This window comes from Vibrio sp. 10N.222.49.A3 (assembly GCF_041475145.1).
In the GTDB taxonomy this organism is placed as follows: Bacteria; Pseudomonadota; Gammaproteobacteria; order Enterobacterales; family Vibrionaceae; genus Vibrio; species Vibrio tasmaniensis_A.
In genome coordinates this window covers 40,602-53,891 of the sequence record NZ_JBFRVM010000027.1, presented here as the reverse complement: position 1 = coordinate 53,891, position 13,290 = coordinate 40,602, and the positions used below count along the sequence as shown (strand labels likewise).

The window sequence follows — 13,290 nt, the reverse complement described above, 5'->3', positions numbered from 1 at the left end:
GTGTGCAACACCACTGTAAAGGACAAATAATGCCAATTATTACTCTTCCTGACGGTAGTCAGCGTCAATTTGACAACCCTGTATCAACTCTAGATGTTGCCCTATCAATCGGTCCTGGTCTTGCGAAAGCAACCATTGCTGGTCGTGTAGATGGCGAGCGTGTTGATGCTTGTGATCTTATCGAAAACGATGCAAGCCTAGAAATCATCACAGCTAAAGATGAAGTTGATGGCCTTGAGATCGTTCGTCACTCTTGTGCTCACCTTTTAGGTCACGCGATTAAGCAGCTTTTTCCAGAAGCGAAAATGGCGATCGGTCCTACTATTGATAACGGTTTCTACTACGATATCGACCTTGAGCACTCTCTAACGCAAGAAGATCTAGAAAAGATTGAAAAGCGTATGAAAGAGCTAGCGAAGACCAAGTATCAGGTTGTTAAGAAGAAAGTTAGCTGGCAGGAAGCGCGTGACGCATTCGAAGCTCGCGGCGAGACTTACAAAATCGAAATCTTGGATGAGAACGTTTCTAAAGACGATCGTCCAGGCCTGTACCATCATGAAGAATACATCGATATGTGTCGTGGTCCCCACGTTCCACATATGGGCTTCTGCCAACACTTCACACTACTTAACGTAGCAGGTGCTTACTGGCGTGGTAACAGTGACAACAAGATGCTTCAACGTATCTACGGCACTGCATTCCATGACAAGAAAGCGCTTAAGGCTCACCTAGTGCGCCTAGAAGAAGCGGCTAAGCGCGATCACCGTAAAATCGGTAAGCACTTAGATCTATTCCACATGCAGCAAGAAGCACCAGGCATGGTGTTCTGGCATCACAACGGTTGGACTATCTTCCGTGAGCTAGAAGTATTTATTCGTCAGAAGCTGACTGAGTACGATTACCAAGAAGTAAAAGGCCCATTAATGATGGACCGTGTTCTTTGGGAACGTTCTGGTCACTGGGATAAGTACGCTGAAGCGATGTTCACGACTTCTTCAGAGAACCGTGAATACGCGATCAAGCCAATGAACTGTCCTGGTCACGTTCAAATCTTTAATCAAGGTTTGAAATCTTACCGTGATCTACCGCTACGTATGGCTGAGTTTGGCTCATGTCACCGTAACGAGCCGTCTGGCGCACTTCACGGCATTATGCGTGTTCGTGGCTTCACTCAAGATGATGCTCACGTATTCTGTACTGAAGACCAAGTTCAGCAAGAAGTTAAAGCTTGTATTGAAATGGTTTACGATACTTACACAACTTTCGGTTTTGAAAACATCGTTGTTAAGCTATCTACTCGTCCAGAACAGCGTGTAGGTTCAGACGAAATGTGGGACCGTGCAGAGGCCGATCTTAAGCAAGCGCTTGAGGCGATGGAGATTGCATACGAGATTCAAGAAGGCGAGGGTGCGTTCTACGGACCTAAGATTGAATTTACTTTGCATGATTGTTTGGACCGCGCATGGCAATGTGGTACAGTGCAGCTCGATTTTGCATTACCAGAACGTTTAGGTGCAACTTACGTAGGTGAAGATAACGAGCGTCACACGCCAGTTATGATTCACCGCGCGATTTTAGGTTCACTAGAACGCTTCATCGGTATTCTTATTGAAGAATACGCTGGCTTCTTCCCAACGTGGTTGGCGCCAGAACAAGCAATTGTTATGGGCATTACAGACAAACAGTCTGAATATGTACAAGAAATTGCGAAAAAACTGCAAAAAAGTGGATTTAGAGTCAAAGCAGACTTGAGAAATGAGAAGATTGGCTTTAAAATCCGCGAACATACTTTGAAACGTGTACCGTTCATGCTTGTGTGTGGTGACCAAGAAATGGAAGCCGGCGAAATTGCAGTACGTACACGTAAAGGTAAGGACCTTGGCAAATTTAAAGTGGATGACTTTATTTCATACATCCAAGCCGAGGTTTCAAGCCGTAAGCTCAATCTGGAGGAATAGCTATTAAAGGCGGAAGACGTGGCCAACAACCGGCCAAACAAAACCAGCACCGTTTAAACGGTGACATTCGTGGCGTTCGTGAAGTGCGTCTAACTGGCGCAGACGGCGAAGCTGTTGGTGTAGTAACAATCGCTGAAGCGATGGAAGCTGCAAATGAAGCTGGTATGGATCTTGTAGAGATCAGCCCTAACGCCGAGCCGCCAGTTTGTCGTGTGATGGACTACGGTAAGTTCCTCTTCGAGAAGAGCAAAGCTGCGAAAGAGCAGAAGAAAAAGCAAAAGCAGGTTCAGATCAAGGAAATTAAATTCCGACCTGGAACTGATATTGGAGACTATCAGGTAAAACTACGCAACCTGACTGGTTTCCTTGAAGACGGCAACAAAGTGAAGGTAACAATTCGCTTCCGTGGCCGCGAAATGGCTCACCAAGAAATCGGTGTTGACGTTCTTAATCGTTTGAAAGTAGATACTGAAGAATTTGCAGTTGTCGAATCTTTCCCAACGAGAATTGAAGGTCGCCAGATGATCATGGTGTTGGCCCCTAAAAAGAAGTAATTAACGGCTTTGCAAGTAATTAAACCCTGCAGCCTCAGGTTGCGGGGTTTTATTCGCCCTAATTACTATGTTATTAACAACTCAACAATGCGGAGTTATTCATCATGCCTAAGATGAAAACCAACAAAGGTGCTGCTAAGCGTTTCCAGAAAACTGCTGGTGGTATTAAGTTTAAGCACGCTGGTAAACGTCACATCCTGACTAAGCGTACTACTAAGAACAAGCGTCAGCTACGTCCGAACTCGATCCTTCCTAAATGTGAAGTTGCTCAAGTTCTACGTATGATGCCATACGCTTAATTCTTTTTAGTTTATAAATTCGTTTAGTTTAGGAGAAGCATAATGCCTCGCGTAAAACGTGGTGTACAAGCTCGTGCACGTCATAAGAAAGTTCTAAAACAAGCTAAAGGTTACTACGGAGCACGTTCACGTGTTTACCGCGTAGCTTTCCAAGCAGTTACCAAAGCTGGTCAATACGCTTACCGTGACCGTCGCAACAAGAAACGTCAATTCCGTCAACTTTGGATTGCACGTATCAACGCGGCATCTCGTCAAAATGGTCTATCTTACAGCCGTTTCATCAATGGCCTTAAGAAAGCATCTATCGAGATCGACCGTAAGATTCTTGCTGACATCGCAGTATTCGACAAAGCAGCATTTGCTGTTCTAGTTGAAAAAGCGAAAGCATCTCTATAATTTAGAGTTAGCTTAAAGGTTTAATAAAAGGAGAACTTCGGTTCTCCTTTTTTATTGCCTGCTATTTGGCTTTGCCGCATTCTCTCGCATCTAATTTTTATTCGCTTGAACAAGCATTCTGGTATATAAACATTTACCTAACCTTTAAATGTTAAGCGACCGAGATAAATGACCGCACCGACTACTATGACGTTCTTTGAACGTTTTGAAACTGACATCCTTTCTGGCAAGAAGACGATTACTATTCGCGATGAATCTGAGCGCAATTACCAACCAGGCAGTGTTGTAGAAGTATCAACGCTAGAGCAGGGACGTGTATTCTGTAATCTTAAGATCATTAGCGTAGAACCAATCTTGTTTGATGACTTAGGTGAATTCCATGCTCAGCAAGAGAACATGACGCTAGATGTCCTCAAGGATGTGATTCAAGATATCTACCCAGGGATCTCTGAACTGTATGTTGTCTCTTATGAGTTGGTAGCTTAAGCCTGATTGGATTAGATTGACTAGCTAGGGATGGCGATTAATGAGTAATAACCAGCAGACACTGCTTCAGCTTTACTGTCGTGAACAGCAAGAGCAAACGTTACTGTCTAAGAATGACCTTGATAGTGAACTGAGCGAGAGTGCCGATTATTTAAAGTGGTGCGAGAGCAAAAGAAACTTTGTTGAAGAAGATGTCTTAGGGCGGACTTGGGTAAAAAGTTGCCCAGCAGGGTACATTACCGAGGTTCACTTTCATTCTGATGGTAGTCTAACGGAATATCGTTTGTTTGACCGATTTGAAACCCAAGGTCTTTGGTTGCTTAAAAGCGGGCTGCTGCAAGTCGAAATCAATAAAGGTGACAATCGTTACCAGTTTGATGTTGTCGCGTGTAAAGACCTTAATATCCATTCTGCGGTTGAGTATAAGAACGGTGAGCTACATTCGTACTTGAAGCTTGTTCAAGTTGAAAGCTAAACGCTGATTCGTTTTATGAGCAAATGAAAAGCCAACAGTGATGTTGGCTTTGTTGCTTTCAATTCGACCGAGTACTTCTGAATAATGAACTATTAAGCTTCGAAGTTCGCCAATTTAGTATAAAGCTCGCTGCCTTGATCTTGTTGTGCGCAAACCGTCAATAGGTCTTCAATAAAGAACTTCAGTGCACGCGCTTCAATTCGACGAATGCCTTGTTGCTGCTCTTCAGTTAGATAACCGTAGATAGTCGCCGCTCCGAAGTCGCCAAAGATCATCTGACCTTGCTCATTCACTAAAGTGTTGTGAGCGTATAGATCACCATGACAAACTTTGTTGGCATGAAGGTGTTCAAACACATCAATCATCTGTTCGGTAATGCTATTGATCTGAGCAATTGAAAGCACAAAGCCTTCGTTGAACGTATCGCGAGTGCAGCTCTCAAGAGTAGGGGGCAAACCTAGGTTGTAGTAGTTGCTCGGGATAAGCTCCATCACCAATGCTAGGTAGTTCTCTTCATCAACTTGTGCGATAGACTTCACTAGGTTGCTATGTTGGCCTGCTTGAAGACATGCTTCAAGTTCATCATGTGGGTAACCGTCACTGGTCACTTCGCCTTTGAATACTTTAACTGCCACTTCTTGTGGGAAATCAAAGTCACCGTTTAACCAGTTAGCATGAGAAATTACACCAGACGCACCTTGGCCCAGCACTTGATTGAGTGAGTAGCATTGCGAGCTTACGGCAGGCACGCTATCTAAGCTGCTTGGATGTTTGCAAAATGGGTTACCCGCAAACGCTAACCAAGCCAGTTTTGGTAGCTTGATAAGGAACTCTGGGAATTCAGTCAGTTGGTTTGCAGACAGACGAACCAGTTCAAGGTTTGATAGGTTTTCCATGCTTTCTGGCAAAACGCGAATCTTGTTGCCTGCTAATGCCAGTTTCTGTAGTCGTGGTCTTTCACCTAGCGAGCTAGGCAGAACCTCGATCTCATTGTCGGTCAGGATTAACCAACGTAGTTGAATCGGTAGAGACTGCTCGCTAACGGTTTTGATTTGGTTGGTTTTGAAGCCAACCATTTCAAGCTTAGGAAGTAACCCCAGAACATCAGGCAGGTGCGTGAACAGGTTATTCGACGCGAAGATAATACGCAGGTTAGTCAGCTGTGATAACTCTTCTGGTAGATCTGACAGCTGATTGCCTGAAAGGTCTAGGATCTCAAGAGAATCAGCGAGCTCTAAGATCTCTAGTGGAAATTCGGTGAGACCTTCTGACAGTTGTAAGCGCTTAATACCGTTTAGTTGCCCTGATTTTAATTGTTCTAGAGTATGCAAACCTTAGCCTTATGAATAGATGTTCGAGGCGCGTAGTTTACTTGTCTCAATCAAGAAAGGCGAGCACCGGAACGATGCTCGCTTAACTAAGCTAAGTGAACGAATTTACGAAGGTTAAAGTCGTATATGATTTTGGCTGACGCCGACCTCCTCAACAAAGTCGCTGTCATGACTCACCAAGATAAATGCGCCTTGGTATTCACGCAAAGCGGATGCCAATATTTGTTTTGAGTCGATGTCTAGATGGTTGTCCGGTTCATCGAGTAATAAAAGCGGGGTGTCTTGCTTATGGCTAACGATCAACATCGCCAGTTTCATTTTTTCACCACCACTTAAATGAGCCACTTTTCGGTATACAGAGTCTCGCCTGAACCCTATTCCAGCGAGCAAGGTTCGTGCGTCACTTTCTGTTAACCCAAAGCCGTGTGTCATCAAGCTATCGAACATGGTGTCGTTGGTGTCTAACAGGCCAAAGTGTTGATCCAAGTATACGGTCGCCCCTAAGCGCTTAATGGATCCGATATAGTTCGAGTGTTGGCCGTGAATGGCTTTTAACAGTGTCGATTTTCCGCACCCATTAGCCCCAGTTAGATAACATCGTTCTCCCTGTGATAGAGAGAAGCTAATAGGAGCACTAGAACCAAAATTTAGGCGACACTCTTCAACGGTTAATAGTGAGTGTTTTTTAGAACGATTCGCTTGTTGTAGGTACAACGCTTGCGGCTTCAGTTGTTCTTGTTGTTCTTGAAGAGATTGAAGTTTATGTTGGTTTTGATCCTTTAAGTTCTTGTGGCTTGTTGCCGATGCACCTTGGGTTCGCCCTGCTTTATCTTTCATTGCATCCAATAATACCTTGGGTTGGCTACCCGATTTTCGGAGTCGGTTACCTTGAGACTCACGTTGTTGGGCTTTTTCCTTGTTAGTCTGAGCTTGGCGCTCGAGTCGTTTCTTTTCCGATTGATGATGCGTTATCTGCTTGTCCAGTGCTTCACTTTGACTCGACATTTGCGTGAAGTAATCATCGTAATTCCCTTTATAGAAACGCATGCCCAAACTGTTGAGGTGATAGATCCCTTCCATGTGTCTCAATAAACTTCGATCGTGGCTGACGATAAGTACTTTACCTTCAAACAACTGGCACTGTTCCAGTAACCAATTGCGGCCGTCGCTATCTAAATGATTTGTAGGTTCGTCGAGAATCAGTATGTTGTGGTTTGATGCGAATAACCGGTGAAGCTGTAAAAGGGCGAGTTGCCCACCGCTCAATGTATGGCAAGGCGTGGTTAACCCACTGGTTATTTTCAATGTGGCTAAAAGTTGCTTGGTGTTCGCTTGTAAATCCCAATCATCTCCAACGATATTGAAGTGCTGCAGTTCGCAGCTACCTTGCTCTATCGCTTTTAATGCATCTAACTTTTCGGTGAGCCCTAAGAAGTCAGCGATGGTGGTGGCGGAATCCAGTAGCGTTGATGGCAACTGAGAGTAAAAGCCGATCGAACCTTGGCGCGAAATACTGCCTGTTGTGGGCTGTTTTTGCCCGATCAGTAACGAAAGAAGTAGTGACTTTCCAGCCCCATTCCTTCCGACTAGGCCGGTGAGGCGAGTGCTCAAATTAAAGGTGATGTCTTTGAATAACCACTCACCAGTATCGAGTTGGAATGAGAGATTGTTGGCTAATATAGTAGGCATAAAAATACCTCTCTTTACGTGTAAACGAGTAAAAGGGGTGGGGCGCTTTTTCTATATAAAACCCTACACAGAATTCTATGTATAGATCGCCAAAGACGTTACTTAGGTAGCGTACCAATCAAAGATAGGAAATAGAGTGCTGATCTGATTTTTGTCTTTAAGGTACTGATCTTAAAGATGTAGCTTGTCAAAAAACGGATCTTTAAGAGCTTGATTTGTCGCGAAAATAGATGACGAAGTAACGCCCACTAACCCCGAGTGTCCAAATGATTTTTATAAAAATAAATCGGATGTCAGGATGTTAGTACTTCATTATGGCGTTATTCTCTTTTGAAATGATGGTGGGATGGTACTGAAAGAGGGTGCTTAAAGTCAATATGGTGATGTGATTAAAATGTATCCAAATAATTAAAGCGCCTCATGCCCATATATAGATATAACCATGAGGCGCTTTAGAGTGTTCTTTGAAAGCAAGGGCTTCAAAGAATTTGAAAGTTACAGGTTTCGTCCGCCGACAGCTCGCCAGCACATGTCAAAGCTATCGATGATGTACTTGGCTGACTGCTCTGGTGGTAACTCATTCTGCTCAATCAACCAGTTTGCACAAATCAAAAAGTGGCTGTGGATGAAGTGCCTAACAAGGTTGATGTCTAACACCATCAGCTCACCAGTTTCTTGTCCTTTCAAAATGATCTCGTCTAATGATGCGAACATCTTTGAAACAATCACTTCTCGAGTTTGAGTTGTTGGGTCGAAATGAACATTGGTGAAGAACTTCATTGCAATCGGATTTTCTAGTGCCCATTCAAGCCCTGTAATCCACATGAACTTAAAGGCTTGGTAGCGATCTTGTTCAGCGATTTCTGTGTGCTGGTCAAGGGTAGAAAATAGCTCTATTTTCAGTTCACGAAACAGTTCATCAATCAGTAGAGATTTGTTCTCAAAGTGATGAAACAGTGTCGCTTTTGCGACGCCTGCTGTTTTCGCTATTTGTCCGGTAGATGTGCCCTCTAGCCCTTGCTGAGAGAAGAGCAGGAGCGCAGCATCTAGGATTTTTTGCCTTTTCGTAATCATCTATTTAGTACTTTGAACAGAATCTTTTTAATTGGATTGTTGTAAGGAGGGTGCATTAACTTGGTGAAGTTAACTTTTCCTCTACTTAGAACGGTTTTGGCATGGCTAAAGGTCTTAAAGCCTTCAATGCCGTGGTAGTGTCCCATGCCTGAAGGGCCAATGCCACCGAACGGCGCGTCTTCTGCTGCCACATGCACTAGCGAGTCGTTGATACAAACACCGCCAGAATGTGTATTTGATAAGAACTGGTCTTGGGTTTGCTTATCATGACTCATCAGATACAGAGCAAGTGGACGTTCTCTTGCTGTGATGTAGCTGATCGCTTCTTCAATAGAATCATAAGGAACGATAGGCAGTACGGGGCCAAACAACTCTTCTTGCATTGCGAGCATGTCGTCGTTCACTTCGGTTAGAAGGTGTGGCGTCATTCTGTGGTTCACATCGTCTTGTGCTTGCTCGGTGACAGTGTGAACAACTGCGCCTTTAGATTGAGCATCTGTAATCACTCCCTTCAAACGATTGTATTGACGCATATCGATCACTGAAGTTAAGTCTTTGCTCTCAATGCCTGCTTTATACAGCTTTTTGAAGTACAGCTTATAAGCTGTGATGAACGCGTCGACTTTTTCTCGTGGTAATAAGATGTAATCGGGCGCCACGCAAATCTGGCCAGCGTTCAAGCTTTTTGCAAACAGGATGCGTTCAACGGCGTCAGCCACATCAAAGTCGGGAGCAATAATCGTTGGAGACTTGCCGCCCAATTCCAAGGTTACAGGCGTTAAGTTATCGGCTGCTGCTCTCATGACGTGCTTACCCACAGAGGTCGAGCCAGTAAATAGAATATGGTCAAACGGGAGCTGGCTAAATTTAGCGGAAACGTCAGCTTCGCCTTCGATAATCGCGACTTGATCTTCACTAAAGCCTTCGGCCAGCATGGATTTTAAAACTCGGTTGGTCGCAGGAGTAAACTCGGACATCTTGAGCATTGCAGTGTTGCCCGCCGCCAACGCAGTGATGAGGGGCCCTAAAGAGAGCATCACCGGGAAGTTCCAAGGAACAATGATACCGACAACACCCACTGGCTGATAATGAACGGTGATCTTCGCGGGTGTCAGCATTAAGCCTGCTTTTCTGCGAGATGGCTTCAACCATTTCTTAAGGTTCTTCAGGCTGTAATTGATCTGGTGAAGAGAAGGGGTGATATCAGCAATCAAGCTGTCGTGTTTTGCTCGGTGGCCATAATCTTCAGACACCGCATCAATCAATTGCCCTTGGTAGCGCATTAGCAACGCTTTTAATTCCGAGAGGTTTTTTCTTCTCTGCTCAAGCGTTGGATTAACATTACTGCGGTAGTGATTTTTTTGTCGGTTGAATATTTGATCCATGTCGTTGATGTTCGACGTGGTTGGTTCAAGGTCTAGATTATGGCTCATAGTATCCCCTAAATTCGAAAGCTGACCGATTGGTTGGTCGGTTGAAATTACAAGAATATCCAACCAAATACAAGATATGCGCGAGAAAAGTTCAAAAATTGAGCGGTTACAACATTGAAGTGAGCGAGTTTTAGTAGGAAGAACGAAGTGTTTATAGGTATCGAATCACGGGATACAAGTAGTGTTTGTAATAGCGAGAGTTCAGATTGGGAAGTGGTCATATTTGTCAAAACCCTGACTTAACTTGACCTGATTAGCCAAGAATTTTATGTGTCTTTGGTATTTTATTCACCTGATTTTTTGTTGGAAAGTGCTTTAAATCTCATGCGCTTCAGCCTGTTTTTTGGTCTAAAACCTTGTAATACCTTACCTGTCACTTTAAGTCGGATCGACGATAAAAAAACGTAATCGTAACCACAAATATCAATGGTTGGACTCACTCTTAATAATATCGGTTAATGCAGCCAACAAATCGTTTTCGAACGTTTTTTGTTGGGTTATACCTCGCTATTCCAATGAGGTATCTTCTGTCGATGGCCCTATAGTGTGAGGTCTCTAGAATTGGAAAATTCGGTTAATTTGGAACGCATCCGTGCTGAGTATAATGTAAAGCACTGGAGCCAAGGTTTTTATGGAATTGATGATAATGGCGAGGTGTATGTATCACCGAGCGAAACCGATCATCAAGTTCCGCTAAGTCAGATCGTAAAACAGTTAGAGCAGAGAAATATTGGTTTGCCTGCTCTTGTGCGTTTTCCTCAAATAGTGCATCAACGTGTGCACAATATCTGTAACGCATTCAACCAAGCGATCGACGAATATCAGTACGATAACCGTTACCTACTTGTTTACCCGATTAAAGTTAACCAACAGAAAGAAGTGGTTGACGAGATCTTAGCGAGCCAAGCTCAATTAGAGCAGAAGCAGCTTGGTTTAGAGGCGGGCAGCAAGCCTGAACTATTAGCGGTATTGGCACTGGCTCAAAAAGCGAGCTCTGTGATCGTGTGTAACGGTTACAAAGACAGAGAATACATCCGTCTTGCGTTGATTGGCGAAAAGCTAGGCCACAAAGTATTTATCGTTCTAGAGAAGTTGTCAGAGCTTGATCTTGTCCTTTCTGAAGCAAAAGCGCTTGGCGTGAAACCTCGTTTAGGTCTACGCATTCGTCTTGCATCTCAAGGTGCAGGTAAATGGCAAGCAAGTGGTGGTGAGAAGTCGAAATTCGGTTTGTCTGCATCACAAGTATTGACCGTTATTGAACGCTTGAAAGCAGAAGATCAACTGGATGTTCTAGAGCTAGTACACTTCCACCTTGGCTCGCAAATGGCGAATATTCGTGATGTACGAAATGGTGTGAGTGAAGCGGCTCGTTTTTACTGTGAACTGCGTGATATCGGTGCTCAACTGAAGTTCTTAGACGTTGGTGGCGGTTTGGCGGTCGATTACGACGGCACACGTAGCCAGTCTTCAAACTCAATGAACTACGGCTTGCTTGAGTACGCTCGCAACATCGTAATGACAGTGGGGGATATTTGTAAGCTCTACAATCAGCCTCAACCTGTGATCATTTCTGAATCTGGTCGTTCGTTGACTGCGCATCACGCTGTGCTTGTTACTAACGTGATCGGTACAGAAAGCTATTCTCCGGAAGATATGGCTGCGCCTGAAGCTGACGCACCAATGTTGCTAAACAACATGTGGAAGAATTTCTTAGAGCTAGATGCGGGTAATGATGACCGCGCGCTGATTGAGATCTACAACGACACGCAAAGTGATATCGCAGAAGCACACAACCAATTTGCGACGGGTATGCTGAACCTTCAGCACCGTGCTTGGGCAGAGCAGATGTCTTTGCGCATTAACTACGAACTTAGCTCTCGAATGAGCACTAAGAACCGTTACCACCGTCCTATTTTGGATGAGTTGAGCGAGCGTTTGGCTGATAAGTTTTTCGTGAACTTCTCGCTGTTCCAATCATTGCCAGATGCTTGGGGTATCGATCAGGTGTTCCCTGTATTGCCTCTAAGTGGTTTGGATAATGCGGACGAGCGACGCGCTGTAGTATTGGATATTACTTGTGATTCTGACGGTACGATTGACCAGTATGTTGATGGTCAAGGTATTGAAACGACTCTGCCAGTTCCTGCATGGAACCCAGATGAACCATACCTGATGGGCTTTTTCTTAGTAGGCGCATACCAAGAGATCTTGGGTGATATGCATAACCTATTTGGTGATACCCACAGTGTAGTGGTGAATGTTGATGAAAGTGGTCAAGCGAATATCGACTACATCAATGAAGGCGATACGGTTGAAGACATGATGCGTTATGTTCACATTGATACGGATCTGATTCGTCAGAACTACAAAGATTTGGTCACGGCAAAAGTACCAGCACAAGAGCAGCAAAGCGTACTTGAAGAGCTAGAGCAAGGCTTGATGGGTTACACCTATCTTGAGGATTTTTAATGAACGATCTATTTACCAAACCAGATTACTCGCTGTACTCCAACGCGATGACTTTTATGCGTCGTCCATTGGTACAGAACCCAATTGATAACGATGCTGATGTGGTTGTGTTGGGCGCGCCGTTAGATATGGCGACGTCGGGTCGTCCGGGTGCTCGTATGGGGCCTGATGCGATTCGTCGTGCGTCGGTAAACTTGGCGTGGGAAGGCAAAAAATTCCCTTGGGACTTCAATGTATTTGAACACACCTCGGTGATTGATGCTGGCGATCTTGTGTTTGATTGCGGTGATGCTGAAGACTTAACTCAGCGTTTAGAAGCAGCCGCTGATGCGATTCTAAACAGTGGTAAAACACTGTTAGGTTTAGGTGGCGATCACTTCATTACACTGCCTTTGCTAAGAGCATACGGCAAGAAGTACGGTGAGATGGCTCTGATTCATTTTGACGCGCACACTGATACTTACAGTCAGGGCAGTCGTTACGATCACGGCACCATGTTCTACCATGCGCCAAATGAGGGGCTAATCTCGCCTGAGCATTCTGTGCAAATAGGTATTCGTACAGAGTATAAGCAGGAAGGTCACGGCTTTAATGTTATTAATGCGATGCAAGCGAATGACATGAGCGTGGATGAGATCATTGCTCAAGTAAAAGGTATTGTTGGCGACAAACCTGTTTATGTAACGTTTGATATTGACTGTCTAGACCCTGCGTTTGCTCCGGGTACTGGGACACCAGTGTGTGGTGGTTTGAATTCAGATAAAGTGCTCAAAATCATCCGTGGCTTACAAGGTATCAACATGGTTGGTATGGATGTAGTAGAAGTGTCTCCAGCCTATGACCAAAGCGAAATTACCGCTCTAGCTGGTGCAACTATCGCACTTGAGCTGCTTTACGTTTGGACGGCAAATCGTTTAACAAAATAAAATAGTTAGCGAGCCATGTTGAACGTGACAATCTCGTTTTACAGATAAACACCATATTGCGGTACATGATCTTCTAAAAGCCGCCCGAGTTAAACTCGGGCGGCTTTTTTGTATCTATTGTTTTGTCCTAAAACGTATTCCTTTTGATATGTGTATATCCAATGATAAGTCATGACTATTGTTCCTCCATAGCACCTTAA

Annotated in this window: 12 protein-coding genes; 8 read left to right on the top strand and 4 right to left on the bottom strand. The window is 44.3% G+C overall.

Translation table 11 applies throughout. From position 1 onward, the window contains the following. Positions 1-29: 29 nt before the first annotated feature. The 6 genes from thrS to AB4589_RS04895 all read left to right on the top strand — a co-directional run bounded on the left by thrS (position 30) and on the right by AB4589_RS04895 (position 4,168). Positions 30-1,958 (top strand): threonine--tRNA ligase, encoded by a 1,929-nt coding sequence (gene thrS, locus AB4589_RS04920; RefSeq protein ID WP_029223062.1) that lies wholly within the window; start codon positions 30-32, stop codon positions 1,956-1,958. 2 nt (positions 1,959-1,960) lie between these two features. Continuing rightward, the gene (infC, locus tag AB4589_RS04915) at positions 1,961-2,512 is read left to right on the top strand and encodes a translation initiation factor IF-3 (RefSeq protein ID WP_077680304.1); all 552 of its coding nucleotides are present in this window, start codon (positions 1,961-1,963) and stop codon (positions 2,510-2,512) included. Positions 2,513-2,616: 104 nt separating this feature from the next. Next, positions 2,617-2,811 (top strand): 50S ribosomal protein L35, encoded by a 195-nt coding sequence (rpmI, locus tag AB4589_RS04910; RefSeq protein ID WP_004738430.1) that lies wholly within the window; start codon positions 2,617-2,619, stop codon positions 2,809-2,811. A 42-nt stretch (positions 2,812-2,853) separates the two neighbouring features. After that, positions 2,854-3,207 (top strand): 50S ribosomal protein L20, encoded by a 354-nt coding sequence (gene rplT / locus AB4589_RS04905; protein WP_004733517.1) that lies wholly within the window; start codon positions 2,854-2,856, stop codon positions 3,205-3,207. A gap of 168 nt (positions 3,208-3,375) precedes the next feature. Next, positions 3,376-3,693, top strand: a complete 318-nt coding sequence (yqfB, locus tag AB4589_RS04900; RefSeq protein WP_372099604.1) for a N(4)-acetylcytidine aminohydrolase — start codon at positions 3,376-3,378, stop codon at positions 3,691-3,693. Positions 3,694-3,733: 40 nt separating this feature from the next. After that, on the top strand, positions 3,734-4,168 hold the full coding sequence (locus tag AB4589_RS04895) for a hypothetical protein (protein WP_371710714.1): 435 nt from the start codon (positions 3,734-3,736) through the stop codon (positions 4,166-4,168). Between the two features lie 92 nt (positions 4,169-4,260). On the opposite strand, the gene AB4589_RS04890 is transcribed toward AB4589_RS04895, so the two are convergent. The 4 genes from AB4589_RS04890 to AB4589_RS04875 all read right to left on the bottom strand — a co-directional run bounded on the left by AB4589_RS04890 (position 4,261) and on the right by AB4589_RS04875 (position 9,695). Next, a complete protein-coding gene (locus AB4589_RS04890; RefSeq protein ID WP_372099602.1) occupies positions 4,261-5,499 on the bottom strand; it encodes a leucine-rich repeat-containing protein kinase family protein in 1,239 nt (412 codons plus the stop codon). Between the two features lie 114 nt (positions 5,500-5,613). Then, the gene (locus AB4589_RS04885) at positions 5,614-7,188 is read right to left on the bottom strand and encodes an ABC-F family ATP-binding cassette domain-containing protein (protein WP_371710715.1); all 1,575 of its coding nucleotides are present in this window, start codon (positions 7,186-7,188) and stop codon (positions 5,614-5,616) included. Between the two features lie 495 nt (positions 7,189-7,683). Further along, positions 7,684-8,262, bottom strand: coding sequence for a TetR/AcrR family transcriptional regulator (locus tag AB4589_RS04880; RefSeq protein WP_371710716.1), 579 nt, complete (start codon positions 8,260-8,262; stop codon positions 7,684-7,686). After that, positions 8,259-9,695: a coniferyl aldehyde dehydrogenase gene (locus AB4589_RS04875; RefSeq protein ID WP_372099599.1), complete on the bottom strand. Its 1,437-nt coding sequence runs from the start codon at positions 9,693-9,695 to the stop codon at positions 8,259-8,261. The genes AB4589_RS04880 and AB4589_RS04875 overlap by 4 nt, the downstream gene beginning before the upstream one ends. A gap of 561 nt (positions 9,696-10,256) precedes the next feature. On the opposite strand from AB4589_RS04875, the gene speA reads away from it, so the two are divergent. Both speA and speB read left to right on the top strand, forming a co-directional pair. Continuing rightward, a complete protein-coding gene (speA, locus tag AB4589_RS04870; RefSeq protein ID WP_102257374.1) occupies positions 10,257-12,164 on the top strand; it encodes an arginine decarboxylase in 1,908 nt (635 codons plus the stop codon). After that, positions 12,164-13,090: an agmatinase gene (gene speB / locus AB4589_RS04865; RefSeq protein WP_012603735.1), complete on the top strand. Its 927-nt coding sequence runs from the start codon at positions 12,164-12,166 to the stop codon at positions 13,088-13,090. Before speA ends, speB begins: the two co-directional genes overlap by 1 nt. Positions 13,091-13,290 lie beyond the last annotated feature (200 nt).